Origin of the sequence: Butyrivibrio sp. AC2005, from assembly GCF_000424145.1 — a bacterium.
GTDB lineage: Bacteria > Bacillota > Clostridia > Lachnospirales > Lachnospiraceae > Butyrivibrio.
Genome location: NZ_AUJI01000044.1, coordinates 26,702 through 41,163, shown reverse-complemented (window position 1 = coordinate 41,163; position 14,462 = coordinate 26,702). Strand labels below are relative to the sequence as shown.

General features: G+C 41.9%; 12 protein-coding genes, 6 tRNA genes and 1 rRNA gene. 14 read left to right on the top strand and 5 right to left on the bottom strand.

All coding sequences use genetic code 11. The annotated features are described in order from the left end of the window. From G602_RS0113205 to G602_RS0113175, 7 genes are all read left to right on the top strand, one after another. Positions 1 to 331, top strand: a 23S ribosomal RNA gene (locus G602_RS0113205); the annotation flags it as partial. Positions 332 to 426: 95 nt separating this feature from the next. Continuing rightward, positions 427 to 500 (top strand) — tRNA-Asp (locus G602_RS0113200). Between the two features lie 28 nt (positions 501 to 528). Further along, positions 529 to 601: transfer RNA gene (locus G602_RS0113195), tRNA-Val, on the top strand. A gap of 31 nt (positions 602 to 632) precedes the next feature. Continuing rightward, positions 633 to 705, top strand: a tRNA-Thr gene (locus G602_RS0113190). An 11-nt stretch (positions 706 to 716) separates the two neighbouring features. After that, positions 717 to 798, top strand: a tRNA-Tyr gene (locus G602_RS0113185). Between the two features lie 13 nt (positions 799 to 811). Next, positions 812 to 885, top strand: a tRNA-Met gene (locus G602_RS0113180). Positions 886 to 894: 9 nt separating this feature from the next. Continuing rightward, positions 895 to 967: transfer RNA gene (locus tag G602_RS0113175), tRNA-Phe, on the top strand. 27 nt (positions 968 to 994) lie between these two features. On the opposite strand, the gene G602_RS0113170 is transcribed toward G602_RS0113175, so the two are convergent. After that, positions 995 to 1,981 (bottom strand): aldo/keto reductase, encoded by a 987-nt coding sequence (locus G602_RS0113170; RefSeq protein ID WP_026659450.1) that lies wholly within the window; start codon positions 1,979 to 1,981, stop codon positions 995 to 997. Between the two features lie 150 nt (positions 1,982 to 2,131). On the opposite strand from G602_RS0113170, the gene G602_RS0113165 reads away from it, so the two are divergent. From G602_RS0113165 to G602_RS26565, 3 genes are all read left to right on the top strand, one after another. Beyond that, positions 2,132 to 3,067, top strand: coding sequence for a DUF1848 domain-containing protein (locus tag G602_RS0113165; protein WP_026659449.1), 936 nt, complete (start codon positions 2,132 to 2,134; stop codon positions 3,065 to 3,067). A 136-nt stretch (positions 3,068 to 3,203) separates the two neighbouring features. Further along, positions 3,204 to 3,422: a metallophosphoesterase gene (locus G602_RS0113160; RefSeq protein WP_026659447.1), complete on the top strand. Its 219-nt coding sequence runs from the start codon at positions 3,204 to 3,206 to the stop codon at positions 3,420 to 3,422. Positions 3,423 to 3,437: 15 nt separating this feature from the next. Next, a complete protein-coding gene (locus G602_RS26565) occupies positions 3,438 to 3,944 on the top strand; it encodes a metallophosphoesterase family protein (protein ID WP_049945221.1) in 507 nt (168 codons plus the stop codon). 74 nt (positions 3,945 to 4,018) lie between these two features. Here G602_RS26565 and G602_RS0113150 read toward each other — a convergent pair whose 3' ends face one another. Further along, a complete protein-coding gene (locus G602_RS0113150; protein ID WP_026659446.1) occupies positions 4,019 to 4,678 on the bottom strand; it encodes an SGNH/GDSL hydrolase family protein in 660 nt (219 codons plus the stop codon). Between the two features lie 254 nt (positions 4,679 to 4,932). Continuing rightward, a complete protein-coding gene (locus G602_RS29015; protein WP_026659444.1) occupies positions 4,933 to 5,250 on the bottom strand; it encodes a PepSY domain-containing protein in 318 nt (105 codons plus the stop codon). Between the two features lie 245 nt (positions 5,251 to 5,495). On the opposite strand from G602_RS29015, the gene G602_RS0113135 reads away from it, so the two are divergent. From G602_RS0113135 to G602_RS0113125, 3 genes are all read left to right on the top strand, one after another. After that, positions 5,496 to 6,854, top strand: a complete 1,359-nt coding sequence (locus G602_RS0113135; RefSeq protein ID WP_044932068.1) for an MATE family efflux transporter — start codon at positions 5,496 to 5,498, stop codon at positions 6,852 to 6,854. A 141-nt stretch (positions 6,855 to 6,995) separates the two neighbouring features. After that, entirely contained in the window at positions 6,996 to 8,132 is a 1,137-nt protein-coding gene (locus G602_RS29010; RefSeq protein ID WP_049945220.1) for a helix-turn-helix domain-containing protein, read from the top strand. Between the two features lie 113 nt (positions 8,133 to 8,245). After that, the gene (locus tag G602_RS0113125; RefSeq protein ID WP_044932066.1) at positions 8,246 to 9,556 is read left to right on the top strand and encodes a Y-family DNA polymerase; all 1,311 of its coding nucleotides are present in this window, start codon (positions 8,246 to 8,248) and stop codon (positions 9,554 to 9,556) included. Positions 9,557 to 9,568: 12 nt separating this feature from the next. Here G602_RS0113125 and G602_RS0113120 read toward each other — a convergent pair whose 3' ends face one another. Then, positions 9,569 to 11,620, bottom strand: coding sequence for a HelD family protein (locus G602_RS0113120; RefSeq protein WP_044932065.1), 2,052 nt, complete (start codon positions 11,618 to 11,620; stop codon positions 9,569 to 9,571). A gap of 236 nt (positions 11,621 to 11,856) precedes the next feature. On the opposite strand from G602_RS0113120, the gene ade reads away from it, so the two are divergent. Then, entirely contained in the window at positions 11,857 to 13,662 is a 1,806-nt protein-coding gene (ade, locus tag G602_RS0113115; protein ID WP_026659440.1) for an adenine deaminase, read from the top strand. Positions 13,663 to 13,670: 8 nt separating this feature from the next. Here the strand turns inward: ade and G602_RS26550 are convergent, their stop codons facing one another. Further along, complete coding sequence (locus tag G602_RS26550; protein WP_049945219.1) at positions 13,671 to 14,459, bottom strand: ATP-binding cassette domain-containing protein; 789 nt, start codon at positions 14,457 to 14,459, stop codon at positions 13,671 to 13,673. Between the last annotated feature and the right edge of the window lie 3 nt (positions 14,460 to 14,462).

Here is a 14,462-nt window from a genome sequence, read left to right as displayed (position 1 = left end):
CGGTACGCGAGCTGGGTTCAGAACGTCGTGAGACAGTTCGGTCCCTATCCGGCGCGGGCGTAGGATATCTGAGAGGAGCTGTCCTTAGTACGAGAGGACCGGGATGGACGGACCGCTGGTGTATCAGCTGCATCGCCAGATGCATAAGGCTGGGTAGCCAAGTCCGGAAGGGATAAACGCTGAAGGCATCTAAGCGTGAAGCCCCCCTCAAGATGAGATATCCCTGCTTCGGCAGTAAGACCCCTTAGAGACTATGAGGTAGATAGGCACAAGGTGTAAGCATGGTAACATGTTCAGCTGATGTGTACTAATAGGTTGAGGGCTTGTCCAAAAAAATGGATATAGAACAATAAAAAAGTGTTGACTTTCTGAGAATGATGTATTAAAATCTTTAGTGTTCGGTTTTGAAGGTACAGACGAGGATCTGGCCCGGTGGCTCAGCTGGTTAGAGCGCCGCCCTGTCACGGCGGAGGTCAGGGGTTCGAACCCCCTTCGGGTCGTTCAACAATCAAATATTTGTTTAAATCTGGGGTCTTAGCTCAGCTGGGAGAGCATCTGCCTTACAAGCAGAGGGTCATAGGTTCGAGCCCTATAGGCCCCACTTTTTCTGAGGATTATATCTTCAGAAATAAGCCGATGTGGCTCAATTGGCAGAGCAGCTGATTTGTAATCAGCAGGTTAACGGTTCGAGTCCGCTCATCGGCTCTTTATTATATGGATGGCTTCCCGAGTGGCCAAAGGGGACAGACTGTAAATCTGCTGCAAATTGCTTCGGTGGTTCGAATCCACCGCCATCCATTCAATTAAATATCGCGGGGTGGAGCAGTCTGGAAGCTCGTCGGGCTCATAACCCGAAGGTCACAGGTTCAAATCCTGTCCCCGCTACTCAAGTATGCCTAGATAGCTCAGTTGGTAGAGCAGAGGACTGAAAATCCTCGTGTCCTTGGTTCGATTCCGAGTCTAGGCATCTTTTTTTATTAATTTTTCAATTTTTTTAGAGGCTAATATTATCTATTTGTATTAGTTCTTCCTCTGTAAATGAAGTATTCTCCAAAGCTTTTATATTTTCCAGGATCTGTGAGGGTTTAGATGCACCAATTAGCACAGAAGTGATATTATCGTCTTTAAGAACCCAGGCAAGAGCCATTTCAGCAAGAGTTTGACCACGTTTTTTTGCAAGCTTATTAAGAGCGACTACCTTATCAAGCTTTTCATTAACGGTGGTTTCCTTCAAAAATCTGCCATCTGTGCGTATTCTGCTGTCCTCAGGTATTCCTTCAAGATATTTATCGGTGAGCATCCCCTGAGCAAGCGGCGAAAAGCATATAATACCCTTTTTTAGCTCGGTTGCTTTCTGGTTAAGACCATTCTTCTCTATTGTTCTGTCAAAGATGCTGTAGCGGTTCTGGTTGATTATAAATGGAACCCTAAGATCACTTAGAATAGTTGTCGCCTTTTCCAGTGTAGGTCCATCATAGTTAGAAAGCCCTACATAAAGAGCTTTTCCTGAGTGAACTATCTGAGCAAGTGCTCCCATTGTTTCTTCAAGTGGTGTTTCAGGATCCATTCTGTGGTGATAAAAAATATCTACATAGTCCAGCTTCATTCGCTGAAGTGATTGGTCAAGGCTTGCAATAAGGTATTTTCGGCTGCCCCAATCACCATAAGGGCCTGGCCACATGGTATAACCGGCTTTTGTGGAGATAATAAGTTCATCTCTGTATGCGGAGAAATTTTCTTTTAAAATTTTTCCGAAGTTAATCTCTGCGCTACCTGGAGCAGGTCCGTAATTATTTGCAAGATCAAAGTGTGTAATGCCATTATCAAAGGCAGTAAAGCACATATTTTCCATGTTTTCATAATTACCGGTATCACCGAAGTTATGCCAGAGGCCAAGGGAAACCATCGGCAGTTTAAGGCCGGAATTTCCGCAGCGCTTATAAAGCATTTTGTTATATCGTTCTTCGTCGGGATTATACATAAGAGCCTCCTTAATAAAGGAATTAAAAGTTCATTATCATTTCCATTGTATAAAATAATAGTCTTTTGCGCATTACAAAAACCGCTAGCGGTTATCATTTTTGTGTGAGAAAATTAGAAAAATACGTAATTTCAATAGGAAGACACAATTATGATTATTCAAACAGGTTCGCGCACGGATATTCCCGCTTTTTATGCAGATTGGTTTGCAAACCGGCTTAAGGAAGGCTTTGTTTACGTGCGAAATCCTTATAACATGACATATGTTACTAAATTCATATTACACCCGTCTGTAGTGGATCTTATAAGCTTTTGCACAAAGAATCCCGCACCAATGCTGAAATATCTGGATCTTTTGAAACCCTACGGAATGTATTGGTATGTGACTATTACCGGTTATGGAAAAGATGTTGAACCAAATGTGCCGGAGATACCGGAGGTTATAGAGACCTTTAAGAGACTATCTGAATTCGCAGGCATAGACTCAATGGGATGGAGATATGACCCTATTTTCCTGGATGAAAAATACACGAGGGAGTATCACATTGAGAAGTTCTCGGAGATAGCGTCTGCGCTTGAGGGCTACACGAAAAACTGTGTAATCAGCTTCATCGATATATATCAGAAGGTAAAGCGGAATTTTCCTGAAGCAAAAGCTCTCGAAAAAGCTGATCGAATGTACCTTGGAGAGCATATGGCGAGGATAGCAAAGGAGCATGGGATGATACTTCGTCCCTGTAGCGAAGGGAATGAGCTTGCGGTATTTGGTGCCGACTGTAGTGGCTGCATGACTCAACCTATCTATGAGAAGGCAGTCCATAACACGATGGTATTTCCCAAAGTGAAAAATGCCAGAAATACCTGCGCCTGCTTTCTCGGTAACGATATCGGAATGTACAACACCTGCCTTCACATGTGCCGCTATTGCTACGCTAACTATGATGCGGAGACGGTTATGAAAAATAATAGAAATCATGATCCTGAGTCCCCGCTTCTTATCGGCAATATCAGACCGGAGGATGAAATCCATACTGTTGAGCAGAAGAGTTGGATTGATGGACAATTGTCGCTGTTTAATATGTTTTGATGAAAGTAACACAGTAGAAAGCATAGTTTGTGGGTACTAAACTGTGGGTTGATTGTCCGGAGAAGTGGCTGGAAATATAATAAATTAATATTCAAACAGTATATATGTCGTGCAAGATATAGGGGAATAGAAAAAGATGAAGATATATGCTATTAGCGATATCCACGGACACACCGAGGAATTCAACAAAGCGTTGTCATATATAGACCTGGATGATAAAGATACACAGCTTATTCTCCTTGGGGATTATATCCATGGTCATGACAGCTATGCTGTGCTGGACAGAGTTATGGAATTACAGGAAAAGTATGACACAGAAACAGGTAAGTACTCCAGCGTTTCTCAGAATATATAGGAAGGACTACATTTTATGAGTGATTTAAAAATTTTAGTTATTTCTGATTCACATGGCAATAATGAGAACATTAGAAAAGCAATTGAAATAGAGAAACCTTTCGATATTTTGGTTCATTGTGGTGATATCGAAGGTTCTTTGGAAACTGTTACAGAGGGGGCAGATTATGAAGTAAAGGCAGTCAGGGGTAATTGTGATGGTTCTGATTTGCCAATAGAGGAAGAGTTCAAAGCCGGTTTTTTCAATGTGTGGGTTACTCACGGTGATCGATATAATGCCAAATATGATGAAGATCTTCTGAATATAAAACAGGCAGCTACAAATAAGCATGCTGATATTGTGTTTTTTGGGCATAGCCATTTTGCAGAGATAGTAAAAGATACTGAATCCGGCATCACATTTGTTAATCCGGGAAGCATCGGGAATCCGAGAAGTAGTGCGGAAAAATCAACATATGCAGTTGTGAATGTTACTGATGATTATGAGATTATTGCCCAGATGAAGGAACTACCGGATGCATGAATAGGATTGTGTTGTACCCCAGAGTATAGTTGAAACTGCTCTGGGGTATATTTTTTGAAAACAGCCTGCTAAAATTAGTCATTTCCTAATAAGCCGCTGCTGTGGAGCTTATCATAAATGGCTTTGCCAAGCTTGCCATGGGCATCTGCGTCGATGTGCACGCCGTCAGCGGGACTGGGAGAAACTATTTTGGAAGCATCAAGGAATGCGCAGTTGTACATTTCAGCGAGCTGTTTGTACCATATGGCAAGTTCTGAAGATACTCTGGCAGCGTTCAGGAAATCAAAACAGTCCTCAAGCCAGGAGCCTTTTCCGGTAGTTCCCACAAGTGGAGGAGAGACCAGTAAAATCTGCATTTTATCATTCATTCTAAAACGGTTGTGAGCCTGGACCTTTTCAAGAAATATCTGCATCTCGCCGGCGATATCCATGGAGCAGTAGGAAAACTTCCTCTTAAGGTCATTAGTTCCAAGCATGATTATCATAACATTAACAGGTGACTGGCTTTCTATGCAGGGAATGACATATTTAAGACCATTTTTCTCGCCTTCAGCAGGATCGTCAGTTGCTATGGTACGACCATTGTGACCTTCTTCTATAACTTTGTAGGAATCACCAAGAAGCGCCTGAAGCACGCCTGTCCAACGTCTGTTTTCATCTATTCGGGTCCTCTTTTCAGGATCATAGCCCCAGGTAAGGGAATCACCGAAGCATAATATTCTTTTTCTTTCCATGTTGTCCACCTCTATTATCTGTAAATTTATGATTTTATCCTACTCAGAACATTCTGATGCCAGAACTGTTACAAAAGATGATTATAGCAGAAATAGTAGTGGTGCAGAAGATAGATTTACATTTACTGATTTTGTCGGAAGAGGTTTTCTGTGGGTACCAATTATAAATCCCCTTGATCATCTGCTGATCAAGGGGACCCAATTCCATACATTATTTTTTGCTGATAATAAAAATAATTTATTCACTTTTTAAATTAGTCGTCAATGTTGTATTCAATTATCTCTCCCGTAGAGATTTCAATGTCGTATTCGTATTTGCTTACACCGACATAGAATTCTACTTCATAGACTTCCTTGCCATCTTCATGGCCTTTCTCAATCTCTACGTCCTCTGCTTCCTCTATGGTGTATCCGGAATCCTCTAGTGCAATCTCCAGGGCAGTATCCTTATCTATTGGTAATGTAATTTTTTTAGGTGGAGCAGTTGTTGTTGCTGCAAATGCAGGGATAGAAGTGCAGAGCATTGCTGTTGCTGCAAATGCCATTGCAATTGCTATAAATCTCTTTTTCATAGGCATTACTTCCTTTTCTTCAAAAAACGAAAGTTATCTTGTATTATGACAAAATAATACTGCCTAATCTCTCATAATTCTATTGTGCATTGGCATAATTATTCCGTGTTGTGATTGTTTATTTTTCACAATACACGTTTAGAGAAATTTTACAGGCTGGTTGTTGAGGGTGTAAGAGGGTCGTGAATAGTGTATAATAGTGCATCGAGGGGACTTTTTATTGAAGGGATGGCTTGGGGAGCTATATGAAAAAAGACAGGGATTTAACAGTTGGGAATCCTTTTGGACTAATTCTTTCGTTTTCTGTTTCCATGATAATCGGAAATGTATTTCAACAGCTATATACTATTGTGGATAGTATTATTATAGGAAAAAGAGTAGGAGCGCTGGGACTTGCCGCAATTGGCGGTACGGACTGGCTTATTTTCCTTGTTAATGGATTTTTAATCGGTCTGATTCAGGGCTTTTCGGTACTTCTTGGGAATAAGTACGGAGAGAAAAATGAGCAGGCCTTCGACTATTATTATAAAAAAGCACGGGTGATCTGTATTGTAATCTCCGTGCTTTTTGTCGTGCTCCTGCTATCATTTTCCGGAGTATTGTTGAGCCTTATTTCTACTAAGGAAGAGGCGTTTGATTATGCGCAGACCTATGTGAACATTATTTTTGGAGGAATACCATTCCTTGTGTTCTATCAGTTTTTTGCAGCGACCTTAAGGAGTCGGGGAAACAGCAGGATTCCGCTGGTGGCCATGACCATTTCCTCGCTTTGTAACATAGTGCTGGATCTTCTTTTTATCTGTGTTTTTGACCTTGGAATAGCAGGAGCAGCGCTTGGCACAATTATGTCAGAAGCCCTTGTAATGGTTATCTGTGGGTATCATGTACTAAAAAACAGGAAAGATAAAACAGAGAATGCGGATTCTGCGTATAACAAGGGTAGTATACGTGTCTATAGGGAGTTACTGGTTACGGGAACGCCCATGGCGCTTCAGAGCGTGATCACAGCCATAGGGGGACTTATCGTTATCAGCAGTGTAAACCAATATGATATTAGCTTCCTGACGGGATACACTATAGCCGGAAAAATATATGCCTTACTGGAAATAGCAGCTTCCTCATATGGTTTGGCAGTTGTGGCGTATGTGTCACAGAATTACGGGGCAAAAAAATTTGACCGGATTCATGCAGGCGTAAGAGCAAGCCTATTGATAGGAATAACAACTGCTATCATGTGTTCCTTTATCATGATTTTCTTTGGTGTTAGTGCCATGAAGCTGTTCGTTGATGCAGATTCTGTCACTGCAGACGTATTTAGGTATGGAAGGGATTATTTGTTTGTTTTAGGTCTTTTTTATCCCCTGTTATATGTTTTGTATATTGTAAGAGCTGCTTTGCTGGGTACAGGCAATACACTGGTTCCAATGATTTCGAGCTTTGGACAGCTTGTTATGAGAGTGACCTGTGCACGGATATTAACCGGAATAATCGGGTGCAGAGGAATCTATTATGGAGAGGTTGGTGCCTGGATACTGGCAGATATTATATTGATTGGAACATATCTCTATACCGTTCGTTTTACATTTGCATCAGCAACAGAATAGGAGCAGGCATAGAAGATATGGGCCAAATTCAGACAAGACACACATGTCCGGTAAGGAAAAAACGGCATTTCTCGCTTTGTGTCGTGGTATTTACTGGCGGTGTTTTTTATACTTGGAGCTATCAGAGGAGGAAAATAGCAATTGGATCAACTTAAGACAGGAAAACTTTTAAAAGAATTAAGACATGAAAAACAGATGACCCAGGAACAGCTTGCAAAAGTTTTTAACGTAAGCTCAAGATCCATATCCAGATGGGAGACCGGCAGCAATCTCCCTGATATTTCCTTATTAGTGGAGATAGCCGACTTCTTTGGAGTGGATGTCAGGGAGATCATCGAAGGGGAAAGGAAAAGCGAGATGATGGACACAGAAGTAAGGGAAGTAGCTGAAAAAATGGCTGAATATGCCAATACTGAAAAAAGTAAACTACTGAGAGTAATACAGATAATAAGTTTTGTTGGCGTTTTGATAATGATGTTATCAATTTTTCTGCAAACCTTTAATACTGAACCGGAGGAAATAAAGAAAGGAGCTGTATTCTTTTCAATCATAGCGCTTGTTATTATGGCGATCATTACCCTATTTGTCACCGGATTACTGGAAAGGATAATCAAGCATAAGCGTTTTTTGAAAGGGATAAAAATTATTACCATAATTGTACTGATAATTGGTGCGTTAAGACCACTGATGATGGTGGGATTAGTAGGAATACTGCTTGTGGGCTCTGCCCTGGAAAAACCGGAGGTATACGACGATGTGACTCATTACAATGAGTATATGTCCTTTTCTCGTAATAATGGGGAATACAATGATGAGGAAAATAAATGGAATAAGCTCGGAATGGATGAACACATCTGGCCAGATAGAATAACACCTGAAATGAATGTGGCTGATTATAAGATGGTTTATTACAATCCCTGGGATGCCCAGTATTTAGGGTATCTTGTTGTCGATTATGATGCTGATACCTATGCTAAAGAGGTACAACGCCTTAAGGACTATGAATCAACGGAATATGTGGGATATTACAGCGTTAAGGAAGAGACAACATATGAACTACTGGCTATAAATGCGGATTCCTATAATGGCTTTGTATATGCCCTTACCGACGGGGAGAGCAGAATAATCTATGCTGAGCAGCTTTTCTGTAATTATTTTATGGATCTGGATTATAAAAAATATATGCCGGAGGAGTACTTCCTTGATGGCTTTGATGCGACAAGTGATAATCCGGACGCTTTAGAGCGACGCAAAGAAATAGAAAAGTATAGTAATTAAGCATTTAGCAAAAATTTAAGAATTTGTTCGATTGAAACATTTGGTCTGTAAGTATATTATTAATGAACAATAGTTCGGAACATACATTCGAATATTGCTATTGAGATATGCTTATGGAGAACAATTATAAGATAAAACCACATATAATCAGACCAATTCAGCGCTGCTATTTCATAATTGACCTGAAAAGCTTTTATGCCAGTGTGGAATGCGCTGACCGGGGGCTGGATCCCATGACTGCCCTGCTTGCAGTTGCTGATAAGGAGCGAAGTAAGGGAACAATATGCCTTGCCATCACACCAGCCATGAAGGCGCTTGGAATTAAGAACCGATGCAGGATATATGAGATTCCAAAACATCTTAATTACATAGTGGCACCGCCACGTATGAAGCGGTATATAGACATATCTGCCGATATTTACGAGATATATCTTAGTTACGTTGCAAAAGAGGACATACACGTCTACTCAATAGATGAGTCTTTTCTTGATGTTAGTAATTATTTGGGGTTATATGGATTATCGGGTCATGACCTGGCGCTCAGGATTATGAATGATATAAGGGATAAGCTGGGACTAAGGGCTACCTGTGGCATTGGTACAAATCTGTATCTTGCCAAGGTGGCCCTGGATATTCTTGCTAAGCATTCTCCGGATTTCATAGCTGAACTGACAGAAGAGTCCTTTCAGCAGAAGCTATGGCTACACAGACCACTTACGGATTTCTGGCGAATCGGTCCCGGTACCCAGCGGCGGCTTAATTCACTTGGTATATGTAATCAGAGTGATATAGCACATTTTCCTGAAAAATTATTGTATAAGCAATTTGGAGTTATTGCAGAGTACATGATAGATCATTCATGGGGGAGGGAACCCTGCACAATGCAGGATATTAAGAATTATAAATCCAGATCGCAATCCCTTTCCTGCGGGCAGGTGCTTATGCGTGATTATAACTTTGAAGAGGCGCTTATTATTGTAAAGGAAATGTCAGACGAGCTGTCACTTAATATGGTCGCAGCGCACGTGGTCAGCAGCAACATTTCTCTCTATATAGGCTATAGTGCTGAGTCTTTTCCTGCAACCGGAGCAAGTACTAATCTTCAGGTGACGACCAATTCCTGCCGTATTTTAATGGATGCATATGTCCAGCTGTACTACAGAAGTACCAGACGCAATGTGCCTATACGCAGGGTTATTATAAGTGCCAATTCCGTGGTTGATGAATGTTTTGAACAGTACAGCTTTTTCATTGATCCCGTTATTATGGAAAAAGACCGAAAAATACTGCAATCAGTAAATGAAATCAAGTCCCGCTACGGGAAAAATGCCATTATTAAAGGAATGGATTTGTATGAGGCTGCAAATACCATAGCCCGTAATGGGCAGGTCGGAGGTCACAAAGCCGGAATGACACTCTATTAGCAAATATACAAATTAGCATGATATGGAAGCCGGCAAGGCAGCTCCATCGGCCAATATTGCCAGATGCCTTGTGGCACGCGATATTGCAGTATACAGGCAGTGTTTTCCAAGCTCATCATCAGGATAAGTTTTTGCATCAGCGTCTGCAAGGATTACGTTGTCAAACTCAAGGCCCTTAGCCAGCGCAAGCTCAAGCAGGAATGCGCCGCTCTTTGGAAGCGCATCATGTCCTGTTATTATCGCAGGCGCAGCATCCCCGAGAGAAGCGGCTATGCGTTCCAGGTTTATCTGATTTCTGCAGATTATGGCAGTAAGACCATCCTTCTGTTCAAATTCCTTTATCAGCCTCTTTAGCTCATCGGTATATTCCTCATCGGAACTGCAGGCTTTCATGTATACAGGTTCGCCGGGGCGCTTGACAGAGGATACCTGCATTTTCTTTTCTTTCGGCAGAATAGACGCAAATACATCTGTAATTTCCGGTGAGCTGCGGTAGCTTGTCATGAGTGAGAGAGTAACAAACCTCTTTTTATCAGTCTTGGCCATCTCTTTAATCTCTGCAAAGGATATTGTGCCTTCACGAATGGCCTGGAATTCATCACCCAGGAGCATAAACCTGGCATTGGGGAAATACTTGCTAAATACCATCATCTGAGCCTTGGTGTAATCCTGGATTTCGTCCACCATAACATAGCGCATGTTGCGATCACATTCACCGGTAAGCTCCATCTTTGTGAAGAGCCACTCGGCGGGTGTTATGCGCTTTTTGCCAAGGATTTTCTGCGCAACACGAAGGGGATTAACCCATCCGCAGTGTCGGATATTGCTGAGGGCACCGCCAAAGTCATTCTCGAGGCGGTTATTTTCTGCAGCATCGGACTTGGAAGTGCCGCCGGAAGCATTATCCTCATCGTGATCCATGTTGCGGAGGGCATTTTTTGCTCTCTGTTCAAGTTCATCGGATACAGTCTGGATCAGTCTTATTCCCATAGGGAATTTCCTGAATTTATTCACGGTAGAAAGCACTTCTTTTCTGGAAATGACAAGGTTTCCCTTTTGAGAAATATCATTAAAAAAGTTGACTTCAGGAGTCAATGATGGAAGAACATCATGTATTTTCTGGAGATTTTCAGCCTCTGTGTAGTCATATTCATTATCGGTAAACGGTACATCACACATATCCAAAAACTCGCCCCAGGTTAGAGTAAGAGGATTGGTTTCACCCATATCAGGAAGAACATTGTCTATATACTCGCGGAAAACCGGATTCAGTGTCATAAGGCACACCTGATCCGGACGAAGGGAAGTTCTCTTCTGATAAAAAAGATATGCGATTCTCTGCAGCAAGACAGAGGTTTTTCCACTACCGGCAATACCGTTTACAAGCAAAACAGGCACATCAGGGTAACGGATAACCGTATTTTGTTCCTTCTGAATAGTGGCGGTTATCGCCTGCATTTTGTCAGAGTGTGTCTGGGACAGGGACTGCAGCAAAAGCGGATCTTCAATGGCTATCTGTGTATCAAAATATGCTATGAGCTTATTTTTCTGCAAATCAAACTGGCGACGCAGCTGTAGATCCACCGGAATCTCTCTGTCCTCGACTGTGTAGTGTGTATGACCGGTCTCCTGATTGTAGTAAACTTCGGCGATTGGAGATCTCCAGTCGACTACCATCTGGTCATAGCGGTTTTCTGAGATGGCAGCTCGTCCGATATAATAACTTTCAGGCTCCTCAGAAGGGTCGAACTGCAGCTGAATCTTGGCAAAATACGGAGATTCCAGAAGCTTGTTCACACTGTTAAGACGCTGACCCAGGGAATTGCTCTCGACGTTATAAGTGTCGATATAGCGGTTCCATACTTCAATTTCAGCCAGAGTTTCCATAGTGGTTTCGATATCAGCATAATCGAAACGGATGTTATCTCTTATGTCATTTTTATCATCCAATGCTTTTTCATCAAGTGCATGGATTTGATCTTCAAGCTCCTTTTTCATATCAAGGAGCTTGTCGTAGGTCTTTGTCAAATGTTCCTGTTCCTGGTTAAATATTTCTTTTTCCATAAAAATCACCTATAAAAATAATCACAAAGCTGAGTTCTGTTAATGCTCAAAAACAAGTCAGTGTATCTTTTAAGTATAACATACTCCGAAAAGATACATTAGTTTGAGTTTTTATCATTTTTTTCACATGGTTTTTATCATATTTTCATATCAATAATATATAATTATAGATGGGATATTGTTTGTGCTTATAAAAGCAGGATAAGTATGGTAATTATTCGCCAGGAGAATGAAATATGCCAAACACATTTTGTAAAAGACCATTATATGAGGTGACGCGTCGTCTGGCTCTTGTAGCGACCGGAGTAGAGAAGGCAGATCTTGTTATAAAGAATGCCAGGCTTGTTAACGTCTGCACCGCTGAAGTCCAGGAACATATGGATGTGGCGATAGCAGAGGGAAGAATTGCGCTGGTGGGTGATGCGGGAGAATGTATAGGATCTGATACAAAGGTGATTGATGCAAATGGTCAGTATATTGCCCCAGGATTTATAGATGGTCATATGCATATAGAATCTTCGCTGGTAACTATCGGTGAATATAGTCGGGTAGTTATACCCCATGGGACGACAACGATATTTGCAGACCCACATGAAATAGGCAATGTGTATGGTAAGGACGGTGTTAAGGCAATGATCAGGGATGCCGAACTTACGCCACTTAAGGCGATAATAAATGTCCCATCATGCGTTCCCGCAGTGCCGGGATTTGAGGATGCAGGAGCGTCGATTAATTCCGAGGACGTTAGTGAGATGTTGTCGTGGGACGGGGTGATGGGACTTGGAGAGATGATGAATTTTCCCGGGGTAATAAGTGGGAAAGAATCGGTGCATGCAATACTTGCTGAGACACTGAAAGCAGATCAGATAATAACAGGCCATTTTCCGGAATCCGGGGCAGGAGCAGATTTAAATGCATATATTGCGGCAGGAGCAAGGTGTTGTCACGAGACATCAAAGGCGCAGGACATGCTTGAAAAAATGCGTCGTGGAATGTACGTCCAGATGAGATATGGCAGCGCATGGCATGATATGCCGGTTTTAATACATGCAATTCTTGATAATAACATTGATGATCGCTACGCGTGCCTTGTAACAGATGATATTAATCCGCGAACTCTTAGCAGAGACGGACATATAGATCATGTATTGAGGCGTACTATTGAAGAAGGATTAGATCCGGTTAAAGCTATCCAGTTTGTCACTATCAATACAGCGACATGTTTTAGAATGGAGAATGAGATTGGCAGTATCACTCCGGGAAAATGTGCAGATATCGTATTCTTCGATGATTTACGGGATATACGGGTGACAAGAACAATTATTGATGGAGATATTGTAGCTGAGGATGGGGAGCTGACAGTAGAATTAGAAAAGCCCGATTTCCCGAAGGCTTTTTATAATTCTATACATGTTGGAAAAAAGCTTACCGATGCAGATTTTATCGTGAAGGTACCGGAGGAGCATACCACGGATAGCACGATCAATACCCGCGTAATAGAAGTCACACAGTCACATATAGGGACTGTGGAAAAGTTTGTTAATCTTTCTGTAGATAATGGCATTGTCCATGCAGATTTAGATCAGGATATTGTTAAATTTGTTGTATTTGAGAGACATCACGGGACAGGGACAAAAGGAACAGGTTTTGTTAATGGACTAGGTTTGAAAAAAGGAGCTATGGCGCAGACTTTTTCACATGATGCCCATAATCTGATAGTTGCAGGTGTTAATGATTCGGATATGACGCTGGCTGCTAATACGCTTATAGAATGTGGAGGCGGTATGTGTGCAGTTTTGAATGGGAAAGTTCTGGCTAATGTACCTCTTCCTATTGCGGGGCTTATGAGCGACCTTCATGTGGAGGAAGTAGCTGAGCAGACTAGCGCTCTTATTGTAGCGTGGAAGGAAATGGGATGCAATATACATTCGCCCTTTATGGTCATGGCGTTTGTTTCACTTGCATGCATTCCGGAAATCAGGCTGACAAATAGAGGAATTGTGGATTGCAGAACATACAAAATAGTCCCGCTCTTTGAGTGAATGTGTGGTCATTCGGCATACTTTATATGAGGGATAGCGGAGAGGAGATATCTTGTATATTCATGTGACGGATTAGCATAGATACTTTCGGCGTCAGCAATTTCGCAGATGTTTCCGTCATTCATTACACAGACTCTGTCGGAGATGAAATTTACAACTGACAGGTCATGACTGATGAAAAGGCAGGAAAGTCCCAAATCCCTTTTCAGGCGCTTTAAAAGATTAAGAATCTGAGCCTGTACGGAAACATCCAGCGCGGATACGGATTCATCACATATGAGGAGCTCCGGATTTATTGCTATGGCTCTTGCTATGCCAATACGCTGCTTCTGACCGCCGGAGAATTCATGAGGATATCTGTCTATGGCGCTTTCTTTTAGTTCTACCATCTCGAGAAGCTCCATAACGCGTCTCTCAATTTCCTTTTTGTTATTACAGATATGCCATACCTTAAGAGGCTCTGCAATTATGTCTCTTACCTTCATGCGAGGATCAAGAGATGATGCAGGATCCTGAAAGACCATCTGCATCTTTCGGCGATATGGCTTTAGAGCCGATCCTGATAAGCCGGCAATATTAACCCCGTCATAGAGAATTTCGCCCTGATCCGGGCTGGTCAGTCGCATAATAAGCCTTGCCAGAGTGCTTTTTCCGCAGCCTGATTCTCCGACAAGAGAAAGCGTTTCTCCTTTGAACATATCAAGACTTAGGTTATTTACAACGATTCGACGTTTTTTATTGGGCAAAGGGAAGCTTTTTGTAACGTTGCGTGCAGATATAAGTACCTGTTCACTCATGGT